This window comes from Leucobacter sp. HNU (assembly GCF_047946755.1).
GTDB lineage: Bacteria > Actinomycetota > Actinomycetes > Actinomycetales > Microbacteriaceae > Leucobacter.
Window position 1 is genome coordinate 1,787,399 of sequence record NZ_CP178837.1, and the last position, 13,432, is coordinate 1,800,830.

The 13,432-nt window shown below is 71.4% G+C and carries 13 protein-coding genes and 1 pseudogene; 6 read left to right on the plus strand and 8 right to left on the minus strand.

Annotation, left to right across the window (positions count from 1 at the left end; all coding sequences use genetic code 11):
• Positions 1 to 5 precede the first annotated feature (5 nt).
• Both AB3K78_RS08795 and lysA read right to left on the minus strand, forming a co-directional pair.
• Positions 6 to 932, minus strand: coding sequence for an ABC transporter substrate-binding protein (locus AB3K78_RS08795; protein WP_416442453.1), 927 nt, complete (start codon positions 930 to 932; stop codon positions 6 to 8).
• Positions 933 to 983: 51 nt separating this feature from the next.
• Complete coding sequence (gene lysA / locus AB3K78_RS08800; RefSeq protein WP_416442455.1) at positions 984 to 2,273, minus strand: diaminopimelate decarboxylase; 1,290 nt, start codon at positions 2,271 to 2,273, stop codon at positions 984 to 986.
• 86 nt (positions 2,274 to 2,359) lie between these two features.
• Between lysA and AB3K78_RS08805 the strand changes: the two genes are divergently transcribed.
• The 3 genes from AB3K78_RS08805 to AB3K78_RS08815 all read left to right on the plus strand — a co-directional run bounded on the left by AB3K78_RS08805 (position 2,360) and on the right by AB3K78_RS08815 (position 4,724).
• Positions 2,360 to 2,764, plus strand: a complete 405-nt coding sequence (locus AB3K78_RS08805) for a hypothetical protein (protein ID WP_416442457.1) — start codon at positions 2,360 to 2,362, stop codon at positions 2,762 to 2,764.
• Between the two features lie 403 nt (positions 2,765 to 3,167).
• Positions 3,168 to 3,980 carry a PucR family transcriptional regulator gene (locus AB3K78_RS08810; protein WP_416442459.1) on the plus strand — a complete coding sequence of 271 codons (813 nt, stop codon included), beginning with the start codon at positions 3,168 to 3,170 and terminating at the stop codon, positions 3,978 to 3,980.
• A 9-nt stretch (positions 3,981 to 3,989) separates the two neighbouring features.
• Entirely contained in the window at positions 3,990 to 4,724 is a 735-nt protein-coding gene (locus AB3K78_RS08815; protein ID WP_416442461.1) for a hypothetical protein, read from the plus strand.
• Between the two features lie 17 nt (positions 4,725 to 4,741).
• Here the strand turns inward: AB3K78_RS08815 and AB3K78_RS08820 are convergent, their stop codons facing one another.
• From AB3K78_RS08820 to AB3K78_RS08830, 3 genes and pseudogenes are all read right to left on the minus strand, one after another.
• The gene (locus tag AB3K78_RS08820; RefSeq protein WP_416442463.1) at positions 4,742 to 4,933 is read right to left on the minus strand and encodes an Lrp/AsnC ligand binding domain-containing protein; all 192 of its coding nucleotides are present in this window, start codon (positions 4,931 to 4,933) and stop codon (positions 4,742 to 4,744) included.
• A gap of 161 nt (positions 4,934 to 5,094) precedes the next feature.
• Positions 5,095 to 5,184: pseudogene (locus tag AB3K78_RS08825) on the minus strand (AsnC family transcriptional regulator); the annotation flags it as partial.
• A gap of 11 nt (positions 5,185 to 5,195) precedes the next feature.
• Entirely contained in the window at positions 5,196 to 6,407 is a 1,212-nt protein-coding gene (locus AB3K78_RS08830) for a trans-sulfuration enzyme family protein (RefSeq protein WP_416442465.1), read from the minus strand.
• A 111-nt stretch (positions 6,408 to 6,518) separates the two neighbouring features.
• Here AB3K78_RS08830 and AB3K78_RS08835 point away from each other — a divergent pair, with 111 nt between their 5' ends.
• Complete coding sequence (locus AB3K78_RS08835) at positions 6,519 to 7,295, plus strand: IclR family transcriptional regulator (RefSeq protein ID WP_416442467.1); 777 nt, start codon at positions 6,519 to 6,521, stop codon at positions 7,293 to 7,295.
• Here the strand turns inward: AB3K78_RS08835 and AB3K78_RS08840 are convergent.
• The 3 genes from AB3K78_RS08840 to AB3K78_RS08850 are packed head-to-tail and all read right to left on the minus strand — an operon-like array spanning position 7,236 to position 10,604.
• Positions 7,236 to 8,006, minus strand: coding sequence for an IclR family transcriptional regulator (locus AB3K78_RS08840; protein WP_416442469.1), 771 nt, complete (start codon positions 8,004 to 8,006; stop codon positions 7,236 to 7,238). The genes AB3K78_RS08835 and AB3K78_RS08840 overlap by 60 nt on opposite strands.
• A gap of 4 nt (positions 8,007 to 8,010) precedes the next feature.
• Entirely contained in the window at positions 8,011 to 9,132 is a 1,122-nt protein-coding gene (locus AB3K78_RS08845; RefSeq protein ID WP_416442471.1) for an alanine racemase, read from the minus strand.
• Positions 9,129 to 10,604, minus strand: coding sequence for an amino acid permease (locus tag AB3K78_RS08850; protein ID WP_416447329.1), 1,476 nt, complete (start codon positions 10,602 to 10,604; stop codon positions 9,129 to 9,131). Before AB3K78_RS08850 ends, AB3K78_RS08845 begins: the two co-directional genes overlap by 4 nt.
• Positions 10,605 to 11,232: 628 nt before the next feature.
• On the opposite strand from AB3K78_RS08850, the gene AB3K78_RS08855 reads away from it, so the two are divergent.
• Positions 11,233 to 11,988, plus strand: a complete 756-nt coding sequence (locus AB3K78_RS08855; RefSeq protein ID WP_416447330.1) for a homoserine dehydrogenase — start codon at positions 11,233 to 11,235, stop codon at positions 11,986 to 11,988.
• Positions 11,989 to 12,004: 16 nt separating this feature from the next.
• The gene (locus AB3K78_RS08860) at positions 12,005 to 13,432 is read left to right on the plus strand and encodes an aldehyde dehydrogenase family protein (protein WP_416442473.1); all 1,428 of its coding nucleotides are present in this window, start codon (positions 12,005 to 12,007) and stop codon (positions 13,430 to 13,432) included.

Consider the following 13,432-nt stretch of genomic DNA (forward strand, 5'->3'; position numbering starts at 1 on the left):
CCGGTTCAGCCTTCCGCGCTGGCGCCGTTGACGATGGCCCGGTCGACCGCCAGGTGACCGAGGTGCTGCTTGTCGAGGATCTTCTGGTAGACGCCCTCGTCGATGATCGCCTGCATGGCGAGGCGCAGCGCCTCGGTCAGCTCGGTGTTGGTCTTGAGCGTGCCGATGCCGGTGTAGACGGGGCTGAAGCCGGCGGGGTTCTCGGGGTCGGCGACGCCCTCGAAGTCCTTGCCGTCGCCCGCGGTCGCGACGGTGTACGCGGCGACGGGCGCGTCGGTCACGTAGGCGTCGACGCGGCCGGCCTTGAGCGCGGTCTGCGGGTCCTGCGCGGTCGGAAGCTCCTGCACCTCGATGCCGGACTTGCCCTTCGCGGTGCACTCGGTGACGAGGTCCCGCAGGATCTGCCCCTGCGTCGCCGACTTCTGCACGGCGACCTTGTGTCCGCACAGGTCGAGCAGCGTGCCGATCTTGGCGGGGTTCCCCTTCTTCACGACGATCGTGAAGCCGGCGTGCAGCTCTTCGACGAAGTTGAGGGTCTTCTCCCGCTCCACGGTGTCGTTCATGCCCGACATGATGATGTCGAACTTCTTGGCCTGCAATGACGGGATCACGGTCTCGAACGCCTGGTGCGAGATCTGGATCTTCACTCCGAGCTTCTCGCCGAGCGCCTGTGCGAGGTCGGGGTCGAGTCCGACCTGCTGATCGTTCTCGACGAGGATGAAGGGCGGGTAGGGAATGCCGGCCGCGGCACGGATCACGCCCGCCTTGCGGATCGACTCGGGCAGCGCCTTCGCGGCGGCCTGGTCGATGCCGGAGGTGAGCTTCTCGGTCTTCGCGGTGGCGGCGGGCGCATCGCTCGCCGAGCAGGCGCTGAGGCCGAGCATCGCTGCGGCGGCGGCCGCAGCGGCGATCACGGTCATGGTCTTCTTCATGGTGGTTCCTCTTCCTCGGGGAATCAGTGCGTTGGTGTGGTTGGTGGGGGTTCAGGCCCAGGCCCCGGGGCCGCCCGCGAGGTGCGGCGCCAGGAACTCGGCGTAGGTCTGTCGGCGGACGGCCACACGGGCGTCGCCCTGCCGGCAGAGCACGACCGCGGGCTTGAGGGCGCCGTTGTAGTTGTTCGAGAGGGTGTAGCCGTAGGCGCCGGTGGCGGCGAGCACGACGGTGTCGCCGGCTTCGGGCGAGGCGAGGCGCGCACCGTCGACCAGCAGATCGCCCGACTCGCACTGCCTGCCGACGAGCTGCGCCGTGGTGTCGGGCTCCCGGTCGGCACGATCGGCGATGACCGGCGTGAACTTCGTTGCGGTCAGGGCCGCGTTCATCTGGTCGGCGAGACCGCCGTCGACGGCGACGAAGGTGGCGGCGGTGCGCTTCACGTTGTTGACCCGGTACACGGTGACGCCGGCGCGGGCGACGAGCGAGCGCCCGGGCTCGATGAGGATCCGGCTCTCCGCCGGAAGCCGTCGGCGCGCGACCTCGGTGAGCGTGTCGAGGTAGGCGTCGATCGAGGGCGCCTCCTGCCCGCCGTGGTATTCCGCTCCGAGGCCTCCGCCGAGGTTGTAGATCTCGAACTCCCCGATCCCGGCGATCGCCTCGACGGCGCGCGCGAACGGATCGAGATCGAGGATCTGCGACCCGATGTGCATGTGGACGCCCCGGACGCGGATCGTCGGGTGATCGCGCAACCGCTCGATGAGCGCCTGCGCCTGCGGGATCGGCAGACCGAACTTGGACTTCGTGCCGCCCGTCGACACCGACTTGTGCGTGCGCGGATCCACTCCGGGGATCACTCGCACGAGCACGTCCTGCGGACGATCCAGCAGCGCGTCGAGGCGCTCCACCTCGGCCTCGCCGTCGACCACGATCAATCCGATGCCCGCCTCGACGGCGAGCCGCAGCTCTTCCTCGCTCTTGGCGTTGCCGTGCAGGTGGATGAGCTCCGGATCGACGCCCGCTTCGAGGGCGAGCAGCAGTTCGCCCGCACCGGCGACGTCGATGCCGAGCCCTTCGGCCTCCGCGATCCCGTAGGCGGCGAGCACCGGCAGCGACTTCGAAGCGAAGGTGACCTGGCTGTTCGGCCAGCGTGCGGCGAGGCCGTCTCGGTACTCGCGCATGCGTTCGCGCAGGCCCTGCTCGTCGATCACGTAGAGCGGGGTGCCGTGCTCTCGGGCCAGCTCGGGGACGGAGCATCCGCCGATCTCCAGCGTTCCGTCGGCGCGGACCCCCGAGTACTTCGGGAAGATCCTCGCCATCCGCTGGTCGTAGAAACCGCTCACGCCCCACACTCCTTCGTTTTCGGTGACGGTACGAATGTAGGAGCCGCACACCTCGCCACCCCTATCGGATTCGATAAAATGTGAGCGTGAGATCATCGATTTCGAGCATCATCGCGACGTCGCCCTTCGCGAGCGGCCTGCCGCTCGACGACCTGCTCGCGCAGCTCGGCTCCGCGACGCTGCGCCGGATCGTCCGACCGGACTCCGGCGAGGGCGGGATCGCGCCACCCGTTCAGGGCGTCGCGTTCCTCGACGCCGACGCCGTCGAGCAGCTGCCCGCCGGACAGCTGCTCCTGCTCACCTCGCACGCGATGCTGCCCGACGACCGCGTCGCGGAACTCTGCAGCACGGCCGCCGCCTCGCGCGCGAGCGGGATCGTGGCTCGCGCGATCCCCGCCGATGCGCCGCTCGCCGTCTCGTGCGCACGCCACGGGCTCCCCTCTTCGAACTCGACCCACAGGTCGACTGGCGCCAGTTCGACGCGCTCGTGAGCCGTCTGCTCGGCGAGCACGGGTCCGGCCTGCAGCTCGGCCCGACCTCGGGCGACAAGCTCTTCTCCCTCGCCAACTCCATCGCCGGGGTGTTCCGCGGCTCGGTCGCGATCGAGGATCACCGGCGCAACATCCTCGCGTACTCTGCCATGCCCGATCAGGCCATCGACGACCTGCGGGCCAACGGGATCCTCTACCGCCGGGTGCCCGACAAGTCGATCAACGAGGTGCGCTACCGCCAGATGTTCGCCGCTCAGGGCGTCGCGCGTTTCGCCCGGAGCGACACCGAGGCGCCGCGCGCGGCGATCGCGATCCGCGCGGGCAGCATCCCGCTCGGATCCATCTGGGCGATCGACCCCGACGGGGAGGATCTCTCCCTCCCCTTGCGCCGGCGAAGCAGGAGGTGCTCGAACAGGGTGCCCTGCTCGCCGCCGACTATCTCGTCGACGCCTGGCGCTTCGACCACGGCGATACGCGCTCGCGCGAGGCCGCACTGCGGCGAGCGCTGCAGGGCGCACCGCAGGAGAACGATCAGACGGTGCTCGGCTTCCGCCCGACCCAGCAGGTGGTCCTCGCGGCCCTGCTGCCGAACGGCGAGCGCTCCACGGACGCCGAGCTCGGCGAGATCCGAGCCGGGGCCGCGCGGCATCTCTCGGTGTACTTCCCCGGCAGCGTGTGCGTCGCGCTCGACGGCGCGGTCGTGGCGCTCGTGCCGAGCGGATCCGCCGAGGAGGTGGGCCGTTCGTTCGCGCGGTTGCTGCCCGAGCTCCGTCGGTTGACGGGGGCCGAGTGCCGGGTCGGCCTCGACGAGCCTCGCCGGTTCCGCCGATCGCTCTCCGGGCGCCACGAGCGCGCGCGCCTGGTGGCGGAATGCGCTCGGGAGCGCGGCCTCGAGATCGCGACGACGCGCGAGGTGCAGGCGCAGCTCGTGCTGCGCGAGTGCGGGGCGGCGCTGCGCGGCGCTCGGCTCTCGACGGAGGACGCCGAAGCGCTGCTGGAGCCCGATGCGGCGGACGCGCGCGCGACGCTGCTCACCTGGCTGGAGGAGCAGGGCAGCGCTCCGCGGGTCGCTGCGCGGCTCCGGCTGCACGAGCAGACCGTGCGCTATCGGGTGCGGCAGGCCGTCGCCCGGTACGGGCTCGACCTCGACGACTCCGACCGGATGCTCGCGCTCTGGCTGCAGCTGCGCACTTCGGCGACGGATCGGCGGGGATAGGCTTCCCCCATGGCCGCATCAGACACGGGATCCGCAGACCCGGGCGCAGCGGAGGCGCGGACCGAGGCGGAATCGGCCGCAGCGAACGCGGCCGCGAAGACGGGCGCGGTGGTCGGCACGACGGCGGGCATCGCCACCCTCTTCCTGCTGCTCCGCCTGCTCGCGGTCTCCGAGTGGACCTGGGGAACGGCCGGCGCCGTAGCGGACTCGTTCGATTTCGGCGACGCGCTGCCCATCGCCTTCGGCACCCTGTTCGCGCGTCCGGAGCTGACGGGCGCCCTCATCGCGCTGCTGCTCCCGCTCGCACTGCTCCACGTGCTGTGGCCCATCGGCGGCCGCACGGCCGCGCCGAGCCTCGGCCGCGTGCTCGTCGCGGTCGCGCTCCTCACGATCGCCTACGTCTGGATCCGCACCTTCCACTCCTGGTGGGTCGGGATCGGTGCGCTCGCATTCGGAGGCCTGCTCGTCGCAGCCCGGCTCATCTGGAAACGCGGGATCGGGCATCGCATCGTCGCGGCGGCGATGCGGAGCGTCGGCGCCGTCGCCGTGATCGGGATCCTCCTGCTCGCGGTGCTCGTCGATACGCCGTGGATGTCGAAGGAGCGGCTCGAGACGGGCACCGGCGCGCTCGAGGGCTGGGTGCTGGAGGTGCAGCCCGGGTTCCTCAAGGTGCTGACCGAGCATCGCGAGGTCGAGATCCTGCCCACGGCCGAGGTGCGGTCGCGCACGATCATCGAGGAGTGAGCCGGGGCGTCTCCGGCCTACGCTCCGCGATCGATCATGGTCGAGAGCGAGAACGAGGTGACGGTGTTGGCGACGCCGGGCAGCGCGCTCACCTCCTCCCAGATCTCCTGCACCCGCTCGACCGAGTGCGCGTCGACCCGCACGAGGAGGTCGTACTCCCCGGTGAGGATGTCGCACCGCACGATTTCGGGGATCTTCGCGATGCGCACGAGGACCTCGGCCCCCGCATCCGATCGCTCCGGTAGACGAAGAGCACGGCCGACACCCGCTCCGCAGTGCGGTCCCGTCCGCGCACGACCGTGTACCCCTGGATCGTGCCGTCGCGCTCCATGCGTTCGATGCGCAGGCGCACCGCGTTGCGGGAGAGGTTCACGCGCTGCCCGAGCGCGACGAGCGGGATCCGGGCGTTCGCCGCGAGCTCCGCGAGGATCCGGGTGTCGACCGCGTCCCGGCCGGCCATGGTCCGCCGCCTCAGCCTTCGGCGAAGGTGCGGTCGAGCGCCGCAACGATATCGGCGAGCAGGTCGGCCCGGTCCTCGATCCCGACGGAGAGCCGCAGGTGCCCGAAGCGGCGGAACTCCTCCGGATAGGCCGCTACGCGGCCGCCCTCGGTCCCGACGTGGACGATGAGCGAGTCGTCGTGCCCGAGGGAGAAGCCCGAGGTGATGAGCCGCAGCTCGGAGACGAAGCGGTTCTGCGTGTCGGGGGTGCCCCGAACCGCGAACGCGATGGTGCCGCCGAAGCCTTCGCCGCCGAACTGACGCACGGCCAGCTCGTGCTGCGGGTGACCGGGCAGCCCCGGGTAGTACACGTACTCGACGCGCTCGTCCGCCGCCAAGCGCTCGGCGATCGCCTGCGCGGAGTCGAACTGCTGCCGCAGTCGGAGCGGAAGGGTGACTGATCCGCGCTGGATCTGCCACGCGTTGAAGGGCGAGATGATCCCGCCCACGTCGACCATCGCGTCCGCCTTGATCGGCTCGATGAGCGCGTGCGAACCGATCACGGCTCCTCCCATGGCGTCGCCGTGCCCGTTGATGTACTTGCTCAGCGAGTGGACGACGAGATCGGCGCCGTCGGCCAGGGGACGGTAGAACGGCGGCGGCGAGAAGGTGGAGTCGACCATGAGGATCGCATCGTTCTCGTGGACGACGCGGGCGATCGCCGCGACGTCGGTGATGGTGGTGGTGGGGTTCGCGATGGCCTCGATGCAGACGAGGCGGGTGTTCGGTCGCATCGCGCCTCGCACCGCGGCCTCGTCCGTGGTGTCGACGAAGGTCGCCTCGATGCCGTAGCGGCCGGGCAGGAGCTCGGTCCAGAGACGCCAGGTCGCCTCGTAGGTGATGTCGCCCACCACCACGTGGTCCCCCGCGCGCACGTGGGTGAAGAACACGGCGTGCAGGGCGGCGACCCCGCTCGCCAGTGCGACCGCTGCTTCCCCGCCGTCCAGCGCGGCGAGCTTCTCCTCCAGGGCGACCTGATTGAGGCCGCTGTTCCGGGTGTACAGCCCGGGCGACGTGGCCGACCAGCTGATCTCGCTGGGGTCCTCGGGCAGCTGGTACGAGTTCGACATCACGAGCGGCGTCCGCAGGGCCTGAGTGCTGTCGAGGCGGATCCCTCCGTGCACCGACAGGCTCAGCGGCGCGAGGGTATGGGGACGGGTCTTGTCGGGTCGGGCTTCGCGCATCGCTGCTCCTCGCTCGAACACACCACTCGGCGTGCATTATGAACATTTTGAGATGACAATAACACACGCATTTGCGGTTCCGACACCACCGGTGTCGCTAGGCTGGGTCTCATGAATGCGAGGACGAGCATGGGCCGGGGCATGGAGGTGCTCGGGGCGCTCGGACGGGCGACCCGCACCCTCCCGCGCGGGATGAGCGTCACCGAGATCGCCGAGATCGCCGGGAGGGACCGCTCCCAGGTGTCGCGATCGCTCGGCGCGCTCTCCGACTCCGGCTTCGCCGAGCGGGACGCGCTCGGCTACCGCCTCGCCCCCGAGGTCGCCGCCACCGCGCAGGCGCTGACCGCGCACCGGCTCCGCACCGACGGGGTCAGCGTGCTCGAAGCCCTGAGCGAGGCGGTCGGCACCCCGTGCTTCCTCGGCCAGCTCGCGGGAGACAGCACGGTCACCATCGCCGAGTCGGTTCCGGCGTCATCGGGACTCGTCGCCTCCTGGATCGGTCGCGCCTACCCGGCGTTCTGCAGCGACGCGGGCCAGGCGGTGCTGTGGGATGCGGACGATGCGGAGATCCGCGCCGTCCTCGCGGCATCGGACTTCACGACGGGCGGTCCCCGCGCGGTGCGCGACGCCGACGAGTTCATCGCGCGCCTGAACGTGGCGCGCGATCGCGGGTACAGCATCGTGATCGAGGAGGCGGAACCCGGCCTCGCCTCGGTGGCTGCGCCCGTCTTCGATGCCCGGGGCGAAACGGTCGCCGCGCTGCAGCTCGTCGGACCCGTGCGCGAGCTCGGGCCCCGGATCCCGGAGCTCGGCGAACGCTGCCGCGCCTCAGCCGGGGTGCTCGGCGCCGCCCTCCGCGGCGAGCGCGGTGAGGTGCTCGGCAGCTGATTCCAGCTCCGACCGGAGCGCGGCCTCGCTCCCGTCGTCCTGATGGCACGCGGCGCTCACGCTCGCGATCACCCGGTCCTCGACCAGGATCGGCGCGGCGAGCTCGAGAATCCCGTACTCGAACTCCTCCTCGGCGCGGACCATCCCGGCCGACCGGTCCCGCTCCATCAGCGCGACCACCTCGGACGGCGAGGTCGCGGCGCGCGGGCCGCCGGCGCCGACGAAGTCGACCCCCGCCAGGCGCGCGCTCAGTTCCTCCGCGCTGTCCCGCCAGAACAGCGCGCGTCCTCCGCCGGTGCACCAGGCGGGCACGACCATTCCGGGCGTCGTGGCCGCGCCCGGTGCCCCGGGACCGGCTTCGTGCCTGAGCAGCACCGCGCGGGCGCCGCTCGGCGCCCAGACGCGCACGCTCGCGCGAACGAGCGATGCGATGCGGCGCAGTTCGCTCCGGGCCGAGCGCAGCCAGGGCTCGTGCAGCGCGCTCGCGAGCGCGAAGTAGGCCGGCCCGACCCGGAACACCGCGCCCTCGTCGCGCAGGAGGTATCCGAGATCGACGAGCTCCTGGGTGAGCCGCGACACGCGGCTGCGCTCGATCCCGGTCCGCTCGGAGAGCCGCAGCGCCGTGAACCCGGACCGGCCGCTCCGCTCCCGCTCCGCGACGACGCGCACGAGCAGCGCGCCCTGGGCGAGCGAGGACGGGGTTGCGGCCATGGACTCAGGCTACCGGCTCGCGCGGGAGGATCCTCCCCAGCCCCGTGTAGGTGGCCGCGGCGATCTGGCCGGAGGCCAGTTCCAGCGCGGCACCGTCGAGTTCCGCGTCGCCCTGCCGTCCGAGGAGGACGACCTCGTCGCCGGGACCGGCGCCGGGCACGTCGGTGACGTCGATCGCGAGGGTGTTCATCGCGAGATGGTCGACGATCGGCACGTGCCGCCCGCCGACCAGCGCGCGTCCCCGTCCGCCGAGCGCTCGCGGGATCCCGTCGCCGTAGCCGAGCGGGACCGTCGCGATACGGGTCTCCGCGTCGAGCCGGTGGCGGCGCTCGTACCCGACCGTGCGCCCCGCGGGATACCGGCAGACCGTGCTGATCTCGGAGACGATCCGCATCGCGCTGCGCTGCCAGGGCGCGGCGGCCGAGGAGTCGCCGTACAGCGCCGCCCCGATGCGTACGAGCTCGAGGCGCGACTCCGGCACTTCGAGGGCCGCGAAGGAGGTGGCGCAGTGGCGCTGCACCCCTGCGGCCCGGTCCGGCCCGAGCGCCTCGAGGACCCGGTCGGCGTCCGCCCGGAACGCCGAAAGGCCCTCCCGCACGTCCCGCGCGTCCTCCCGCGGGAAGTGCGCGGCGATACCGCGCACGTCGAGTCCGCCGCTGGCGACGATCCCGGCGAGTTCGGCTTCGGCGCCCGACGCGCCGAGATCCAGGCTCTCCTTCGACAGCCCCGTCGAGTTGAGCGCGAGATGCACCGGGATCGATTCGCCGACGGCTTCGGCGACCCCGGCCAGCGCGCGAGCGTGGGCGGCCCCTCCCAGCCATTCCTCGACCGCCAGCGGCAGGGCCTCGCGCGCCTCGGCGGGCGTGGCGGCGCGAACCCTGAGTATCCGGCCGTGGAAGCCCAGGTCACGGATCAGCCGCGCCTCGGAATTGCTCACGATCCCGACCGCGGGGACGCCCGCCGCGAGCATCAGGGGAAGCACGTGCTCGATCCCGTGCCCGTACGCATCGGACTTCAGCACCGCGCACACCTCCGGCGAACCGCCGCCCATCTCCGCCAGCACATGGCGGAGGTTCGACTCGATCGCGGCGCGGTCGACCTCGACGCGGGCGCCCCCGGCGGTCACGCGCCCTGCCGCTGAGCCGCGGATGCGTCGACGCCGCTGCCGGCGACCGCGTTCGCGACGTCCGCGCCCGGAGACGAGCTCGACGCCGCACCGGTCGTCGCGTCGACCCCGCGTTCCGAGCGGCGCCGACCGTGCCGCCACCAGAAGTAGAGGTAGCAGAGCCCGACGAAGGGGATCCCGAAGTAGAGCGCAGCGACCTGGTTCGGATCGAACGCGACGCCGATCATCGAGATGGCGAGCAGCACGAACGCGAGGATCGGCACGAACGGGAACAGCGGAGTCCGGTAGCCGAGCGATGCGACGTCGCCCCCGGCCCGCACGAAGGCCCGACGGTGGAAGAACAGCGACGCGACGATCGACATCCACACCGCGACCACCGCGAAGCCGGCGATCGAGACCAGCACCAGATAGACGGTCTCCGCCGCGGCGACGCTCGAGATGAGCGAGGCGAGGCCGCCGACCATGCTCACACTGAGCGCGACGAGCGGGATGCCCCTGCGGGTGAGCCGGGTGAGCGCACGCGGCGCGTGCCCTTCCTCCGCGAGCGAGAAGAGCATGCGCGCGCAGGAGAAGAGCCCGGAGTTGCCGGCGGAGAGCAGGGCCGTGATGATCACGAAGTTCATGATGTCGGCGGCGTACGGGATGCCGATGTACTCGAACACGGTCACGAACGGCGAGTCCGTCACGCCGGTCTTCTCGTAGGGCACGAGCGCGGCGATCACGGTGATCGCCCCGATGAAGAAGATCACGAGCCGCAGCACGGTCGAGCGGAGCGCGCGCGGGATGTTGCGAGCCGGATCCAGGGTCTCGCCGGCGGCGACGCCCACCAGTTCGGAGCCGCTGAAGGCGTAGAAGACCGCGAGGGCCGTCACGAGGACGCCGCCGAGCCCCGTCGGGAAGAGCCCGGCCGGGGTCGAGAAGTTCTCGAAGAGGACCGCGGGGTGGGGCTCGGCCGAGAACGGGGTGAACCCGAAGATCGCCGCACCGCCGAGCACGATGAGCGCGATGATCGCCGCGACCTTGATGAGCGAGAACCAGAATTCGGTCTCGCCGAAGACCCGGGCGGAGATGGCGTTGATCGCGAAGAGCGCCGCGGCGAACACGAGGCACCAGACCCAGACCTCCACGCCGGGGAACCAGCGCTGCATGAGGATGCCTGCTGCGGTGAACTCGGAGCCGAGCGCGACGACCCAGCAGAGCCAGTACAACCAGGCGGTGGTGAAGCCGGTCGCGGGCCCGATCGCGCGCGCCGCGTAGATGTGGAACGCGCCGGACACCGGGTAGGCGACGGCGAGCTCCCCGAGGCAGGCCATGACGAGCCAGACGACGACCGCGCCGATGCCGTAGGCGATGACGGCGCCGAGGGGGCCCGCCTGGGAGATGGTGTAGCCGGAGCTCAGGAAGAGCCCCGATCCGATCACGCCGCCGAGCGCGATCATGATGAGGTGTCGCGCGCCCATGGAGCGCTGCATCCGGCGCAGTGGCACCTGGGTGGCGGTGGTGCGCGGGAGGGCGTTCGGGAGGTCCGAATCCGATCCGGTGGAGTTCATTGGCTCGCCTTCGAGTCGATATGGAGTACAGGACACCTATCTGTGCATCATAGCCACTTTTGCGTGAAGATACGGCACACGTCGGGTGCGTTGACGACGGTAGCCCGCTTCATCGTCGAAACCAGCGCCCCTCGACTACGGTCGAGCGTTCCGGTCGAACCGCGAGCGAAACGTCCGCGTTCGCTGGCGCTCCGTCAGCTGCGTACGGACACCGGCCCCGGCGAATCTGGATGCATCCAGTCCCGAACCAGACCTCAGGAGATTCGGCCATGCAGCACTACTCACTCGCACTCATCGGCTTCGGCGGCGTCGCCCGAGCCCTCGCCGAGCTGATCCGCGACGACTCGGAACGCCTCGAAACGGAGCTCGGCTTCGGCCTCCGGGTCGTCGCCATCACCGACCTCAACCTCGGCTCGCTCGTCCAGCCGGACGGCATCGACCTCGCCGAGGTGCTCGCGCTCCCCGCGGCGCCAGCTTCGCCGGGTTCGCCGGCGGGAGCGCGGAGGCCGACAACGAGCGCGTCATCCGGGAGGCCCCGGCCGACATCGTCATCGAGGCGACCTTCACGAACCCCGAGACCGGGGAACCGGCCGTCTCCCATGTCCGCTGGGCGCTCGAGAGCGGCAAGCACGTCGCGACGACGAACAAGGGGCCGGTGGCGCTCGCCGGACGCGAACTGCTCGAGCTCGCACACCGCTCGGGACGCCGGTTCGAGTTCGAGGGCGCCGTCATGAGCGGCACTCCGGTGCTGCGTTTCGCCGCACGGCAGCTCGCCGGAGCCCGCATCTCCGCGGTGCAGGGGATCCTCAACGGCACCAGCAACTACATTCTCGGGCGTCTCGCCGACGGCCTCGATCTCCCCGCAGCCATCGCCGAGGCGCAGGCGCTCGGGTACGCCGAAGCCGATCCCACCGCGGACGTCGGCGGGTCGGACGTCCGCCTCAAGGTCGCGATCCTCGCCCAGCAGGTCCTCGGCGCCGACCTCGGTGCCGACGAGATCCCCACCACCGGCATCACCGGCATCACCGCCTCCGACATCGCCGACGCCGCCCGCGACGGCCGGCAGTGGCGGCTCGTCGGAACCGCCGAGCGCGGCGCCGACGGGGTCGTCACCGCGAGCGTCGCCCCGGTCGCACTGCCCGCCGACCACCCCCTCGCGGCGATCTCGGGCCCCACGAACGCGGTCACCTTCGACACCGGCATGCTCGGCCGGGTGACCGTCTCCGGGCCGGGAGCGGGTCGCATCGAGACCGCGTACGCCCTGCTCTCCGACATCATCGCGATCCACGGCGGGAGCGGACGATGAACGCGGCACTCGCGATGTGCGCTGCGCCGGTGGACTCGATCGCCCCGGACCGCACCACCGCGGCGGAGCTGGTCGTCGTGAACCCCGCGACCGGCTCCGAGATCGGCCGACTTCCCCAGCAGCGGCCGGAGGATCTCGGGGGATCCTCGCGACCGCACGATCCGGACGTGCCACCGCCCGGGGCCTGTCGCGTCACCGACGCGCCGAGATCCTCGACGGCGCCGCATCGGCCCTGCGGGAACGCGCCGAGGACTTCGCGGCGCTCATCGTGCGCGAGGCCGGGAAGACCGTGACGCAGGCCCGGAAGGAGGTCGGTCGCGCGGCGAACACGCTGTCGCTCTCGGCCGCAGAGGCACGCCGGAGCGGCGGGGAGGTGATCCCCTTCGACGCCTTCGCCGGTGCCGAGGACCGCCGCGGGTGGTTCACCCGGGAGCCGCTCGGCATCATCCTCGCGATCACGCCCTACAACGACGCGCTGAACCTCGTGGCGCACAAGCTCGGACCGGCGCTCGCGGGCGGCAACGCCGTGATCCTGAAACCCGCCCAGCAGACCCCGTTCACCGCGCGCAAGCTCGTGGACCTCCTGCGCGAGTGCGGCCTGCCCGAGGAGGTCGTGACCGTCGTCCACGGCGATCGCGAGCTCGCCCAGGCGCTCGTCTCGGCACCGGAGATCCGCATGGTCTCGTTCACGGGAGGCTTCCGGACCGGTGAGGCCATCGCCCGTGCCGCCGGCATCAAGCGGCTCGCCATGGAGCTCGGCGGCAACGCGCCCGCGCTCGTCTTCGACGACGCCGACCTCGACCTCGCGGTCGAGGCCACGGTGTCGGGCGCCTTCTGGGCGGCCGGGCAGAACTGCATCGGGGTGCAGCGCGTCCTCGTGCAGCGCGGGGTGTTCGAGCGCTTCCGCGCGGCCTTCGTCGAGTGCACCCGCCGGCTCGTCACCGGCGATCCGCAGGACGAGCGCAGCGACGTCGGCCCGATGATCGATCCCGCGGCCGCCGCTCGGGCCGCCGCGGTCGTCGCTTCAGCGGTCGCGCACGGCGCGACGCTGCTGTGCGGAGGCGAGGCCCAGGGGCCCTACCTGCAGCCCGCCGTGCTCGAGAACGTCCCGCGAACGCATCCCCTCCACACCGAGGAGGCGTTCGCCCCCGTCGTGCTCCTCGAACCCTTCGACACGGTCGACGAGGCGTTCGAACAGGCGAACGCGCTCGATTACGCACTGCAGGCCGGGGTGTTCACCTCGGATCTCGGCATCGCGCTCCGCGCCGCCGAGGAGATCGAGGCCGGCGGGGTGATGATCAACGACTCCTCCGACTTCCGGGTCGATGCCATGCCCTTCGGCGGCGCGAAGTACGGCAGCATGGGCCGAGAGGGGGTGCGCTTCGCCTACGAGGAGATGACGCAGCCGAAGGTGGTCTGCCTGCGCAGCGGCGGAACCGCCTGA

Coding starts and splice junctions, on each gene's coding strand:
- AB3K78_RS08795 (WP_416442453.1), bottom strand. CDS start 932: ATGAAGAAGACCATGACCGTGATCGCCGCTGCGGCCGCCGCCGCAGCG.
- AB3K78_RS08815 (WP_416442461.1), top strand. CDS start 3,990: ATGGCCGCATCAGACACGGGATCCGCAGACCCGGGCGCAGCGGAGGCG.
- AB3K78_RS08830 (WP_416442465.1), bottom strand. CDS start 6,407: ATGCGCGAAGCCCGACCCGACAAGACCCGTCCCCATACCCTCGCGCCG.
- AB3K78_RS08835 (WP_416442467.1), top strand. CDS start 6,519: ATGAATGCGAGGACGAGCATGGGCCGGGGCATGGAGGTGCTCGGGGCG.
- AB3K78_RS08840 (WP_416442469.1), bottom strand. CDS start 8,006: ATGGCCGCAACCCCGTCCTCGCTCGCCCAGGGCGCGCTGCTCGTGCGC.
- AB3K78_RS08850 (WP_416447329.1), bottom strand. CDS start 10,604: ATGCAGCGCTCCATGGGCGCGCGACACCTCATCATGATCGCGCTCGGC.